The 3816-nt window shown below is 69.0% G+C and carries 2 protein-coding genes and 2 pseudogenes; 1 reads left to right on the forward strand and 3 read right to left on the reverse strand.

What is annotated here, in order from left to right:
* Positions 1-74 precede the first annotated feature (74 nt).
* Entirely contained in the window at positions 75-398 is a 324-nt protein-coding gene (locus ACFWIC_RS40845; RefSeq protein ID WP_380522251.1) for an ABC transporter substrate-binding protein, read from the reverse strand.
* A gap of 395 nt (positions 399-793) precedes the next feature.
* The gene (locus ACFWIC_RS40850; RefSeq protein WP_380522254.1) at positions 794-2338 is read right to left on the reverse strand and encodes a serine/threonine-protein kinase; all 1545 of its coding nucleotides are present in this window, start codon (positions 2336-2338) and stop codon (positions 794-796) included.
* A gap of 203 nt (positions 2339-2541) precedes the next feature.
* Here ACFWIC_RS40850 and ACFWIC_RS40855 point away from each other — a divergent pair.
* Positions 2542-3066 (forward strand): annotated as a pseudogene (locus ACFWIC_RS40855) (sensor histidine kinase); the annotation flags it as partial.
* 20 nt (positions 3067-3086) lie between these two features.
* Here ACFWIC_RS40855 and ACFWIC_RS40860 read toward each other — a convergent pair.
* Positions 3087-3688, reverse strand: a pseudogene (locus ACFWIC_RS40860) (IS5 family transposase); the annotation flags it as partial.
* Positions 3689-3816: the final 128 nt, after the last annotated feature.

Consider the following 3816-nt stretch of genomic DNA (forward strand, 5'->3'; position numbering starts at 1 on the left):
CCGGGCCCCCTTCCGAGCTGAACGTCTCACGACATCCAACCGGTCCAGGGCCCTCCGGTACCAACCCGGCGAACCTATGCGGTCACAGCACTAGCCGTGGTTGGCGAGGCCGCGGCGTACACGACAGCGAAGGCCGACCCGGCGGTGTTGGGGTTCGCGCCGTTCATAGCGACCAGGCTTTTGTACTCCGGTTTCAGCAGGTCGGCGAAGGAGGCAGGGCAGACCTTGACACGGGCCGCTTCGCAGCCGATGGTCACATAGCCGCCGTAGCTGTTGTACCAGCGGGCCTGGCGGTCCTTCTGGTTTGCCGCCATCTGCCCGTAGGCGGCAAACCAGAAGGGCGCGCGCAGGCCCTCCTCCGCGGCGGACGCGGCGAATGGGTTACCGAGTTCGAGCACGTGGCTGGACGCGCTGCGGGCGACCGGCCTGCATCTGTATCCCAAGGTCGGCTGCGAACCGGCCGACCCCGCTCAGTGCTCAGGCGTCCGTCGCAGCATATACCGCGACGGCGGCAACGCACAGTTCAACGCGGCGGCACACCGGTCATGGCCCTCCTGGGTCCAGAGGCCTGATCCGAAGCGGGGACCGGGCTGAACGGATGACGGGTCGACCGATGGGCGAAGGCACAGCGGCACCGGCCGTATGCTCCGGTCCACGGCTCGGTCGTCGACAGGGCGCCGGACGGCCACCGCGCGGACGCCGGTCCGGCCGGGGCGGCGGGCGGCACCAGCCGGACCCATGGTGTGGGGAGCGTCCACGATGGTCCGCGCCGCCCAAAACAGGGAACTGCAGATCAGGTACGGCAGTTCGCGGGGTCGCGTCCGTAGCCGGGGGCACCCGACCTGGGCAGGCAGATGTAGCGGCTGTCGGCGGGGTTGTGGCTGAGGTAGCGGCCGAAGCACTTGGTCTGGCCGTGCCGGGCGCAGAACGCGAGCGCGGCGTTGCCGTCCGGGAAGTCACCCGTGGCATAGACCACCCAGTTCCCGGGTTGGAGGGAGCTCCAGTCATCGCTGTTGAGGATCCTCGCGCCGGGGATATCCTTCTGAATGGTCAGCAGTTCCCTGTCGCGCCTGTCCTGTGGGGAGCTCTGCGGCATGGCCGACAACTGGGCGATCCACCTGCCCGCTGGTGAGGGTGCGGGGGTGGAAAGCACTGCGACGGAGGGGGTCATGGCTGCTGCCGGGGCGGTGGAGGTCGTGGCCGGGCCACCGCCGGGGGCCGGGATAGCTGGGGTGGTCGGGGTGGCGGTACCGGGAGCCCCTGCGAGTACACCCCGCTGGGTCGTGTGGAGGACGACACCGGTCGCCAGCACGAGCGCGCCCACGGCGCTCGGCACCGCGACGCGCACGAGGCGGGAAGCCCGCTTCCTGTTCGCTGTCGGGCGCTCGATCGTGGTGACGGCCGCGACGGTGAGAGGCCGGTAGGCGGACTCGACCGCGCTGGCCACCGCTGGGGGCTGGGTGTCGACATCAGCGGCTCGGCAGCCGTCCGGGCCGTACGGCTGCCCATCATCGACGGCTGCGAGAGCGCGTGCGACCTCCTCGGCGCTCGGGCGGCCGGCCGGGTCCTTGCTGAGCAGTGCCCAGATCAGCGGGCCGAGCCGGCCGGCCCGGTGCGGTTCCGGCAACGGATCCTCCCGGATAGCGACCAGCGTCTCCCAGAGCGAGTCGCGCCGCATCGGGTTCGTCCCCTCGACACACATATACAGCAGGACGCCAAATGACCACAGATCACTGGCCGGGCCGACCTCCACCCCCTCACCACTGATCCGTTCAGGGGCGAGGTAGTCCGGTGAGCCGATGAGGTCGCCAGTGGCCGTGAGGTCGAGCGAGTCCTGAAGTGCGGCGATGCCGAAGTCGGTGAGGACGGCGCGGCCGTCCGGGCGGATGAGGACGTTCGCTGGCTTCACGTCACGGTGCAGAACCCCCGCGGCGTGAGCGGCCCGCAGAGCGCCCAGGATGTCGAGACCCACGGCGGCGGCGTGGGCCGGCGCCAGGGCGCCCTCACGCAACAGGACGTCGAGCGGGACGCTGTCGACGAACTCCATGACCAGCCACGGGTAGGGCAGAGCGTCCACGATCTCGTGGATTGTGACGGCGTTGGGATGGTTGAGCCGCGCAAGGGCCTTGGCCTCACGGATGGCCCGCTCACGCATGTGGGCGGCGCGCTCGGCGTCCTCATCCCGGACCGGCCGCATTTCCTTGAGCGCGATGTCCCGCTCCAGGACCGCATCGTGCGCCCGCCACACCGTCCCCATCGACCCGGAGCCCAGGCGCTGTCTCAGCTCGAAGCGTTCGGCGACGACATCGCCGGCCCTCCGGCCGGGTCCCTCGGTCATGCGTCTCCCTCTCGAATTACCGTTTCGACGGCCCACACAACGACTCTCGGTGGTCGGTACCGCCCATCTCGTGCCGGCCGCGCTCGCTGCGGCCCGCAGTTGTCGGACCCTCAGCTCGCTGGTTGCAAGAGAGCGCGACCGTGGAGTGAGAGTATCGAGGCCGGTAACCAAGCCCGGTGCGTTATCGAACAGTTACAGCGACCGCCCTGATCAATGACGGCGGCCGGCAACTGCTCGGACTCGACGCCTGTTCGGGAGGCGTGATCGGCCGCAGGATCGACGAACTCGGCCCGCCAGTGTCCCTCACCGACGCGATGGTGCTCGCGCAACCGCGCGTCGAGGAGGTCTATCTGACCGGCGAACGGGTATTTGTCGTCAAACACCGCACCCGTTCCGGCGCGGCACGGTCGTGCCCCTCCGAGACCACATCGAACTGCGACTCCTGTCCCGTGAACTCCGCTCCGTTCGAGGCTTCGCGGAATCCCTGCGACCCAGGCGCACGTGGCGGCCAACCGGATGCACACCGTGGTCTCGCTGATCGAACTCGGCCGCGCCGAGGAAGCGGTGCGATTCGCCACGGTCGAGCTGGCTCCGACAGACGGGCTCACCGATCAGATCGCCGAGCCCGTCCTGACCGCCCTGCTTCCGAGCAAGGCGGCTCAGGCCGATCACTCAGGGTGGAATTCGTCCTCACGCCGGACAGCCGGGTCAAGGAGGGGACCCTGCCCAAGGACTCGGTGTCATTCCGCCGCCGGCGCAGGCAGGTGCGGATGAAGCGGTGGTCGTAGGCTTTGTCTGCGTGCAGCTTGCCGGGTCGGCGTCTCCTGGGTCCGCGTCGCGAGCGGATCGGCGGAATGGCGTCGACGAGCGGGATCAGGGCCTGGCTGTCATGGACGTTGGCTCCGGAGATCGCGAGCGACAAGGGAAAACCGGTACGTTCGGTGAGCAGGTGGATCTTCGACCCGTATTTGCCCCGATCGACAGGATCCGGACCCGTCAACTCCCCTTTTTCAGCGCCCTCATGTTCACCGAGTCGACCGCGCACCTCGACCAGTCCAGCTCGCCCCGCGCACCGAGCTCGTCCAGGACGACCCGGTGGAGCTTGGCCCACACCCTCGCCCTGCTCCACTCGGTGAACCGCCGGTGGGCGGTAGGCCCGGACGGACCGAAACAGGGCGGCAGCTGGGCCCACGTGCACCCCGACGTCGCGACGAACACGATCGCCGCCAGCACCTCACGGTCCCCGTAGCGGCGCCGACCACCGCCCTGCGGGCGGGTCCGCGCCGTCGGCACCACCAACTGGAACAACTGCCACAACTCGCCCGGCACCAGACGCTCCACGATCGCCACCGGACCAACCTACAAGCCCAAATGATATGTCTTCTTAGTACTGCAACGGTGCTTACCGAGACGAGGCTTCAGCTCTTGGGCTGTGGCCTCGTCTGTTGTAGTGGCTGGTCCGGGCCTGATGCTGGCGT

Origin of the sequence: Kitasatospora sp. NPDC127035 (genome assembly GCF_042726075.1) — a bacterium.
GTDB lineage: Bacteria > Actinomycetota > Actinomycetes > Streptomycetales > Streptomycetaceae > Kitasatospora.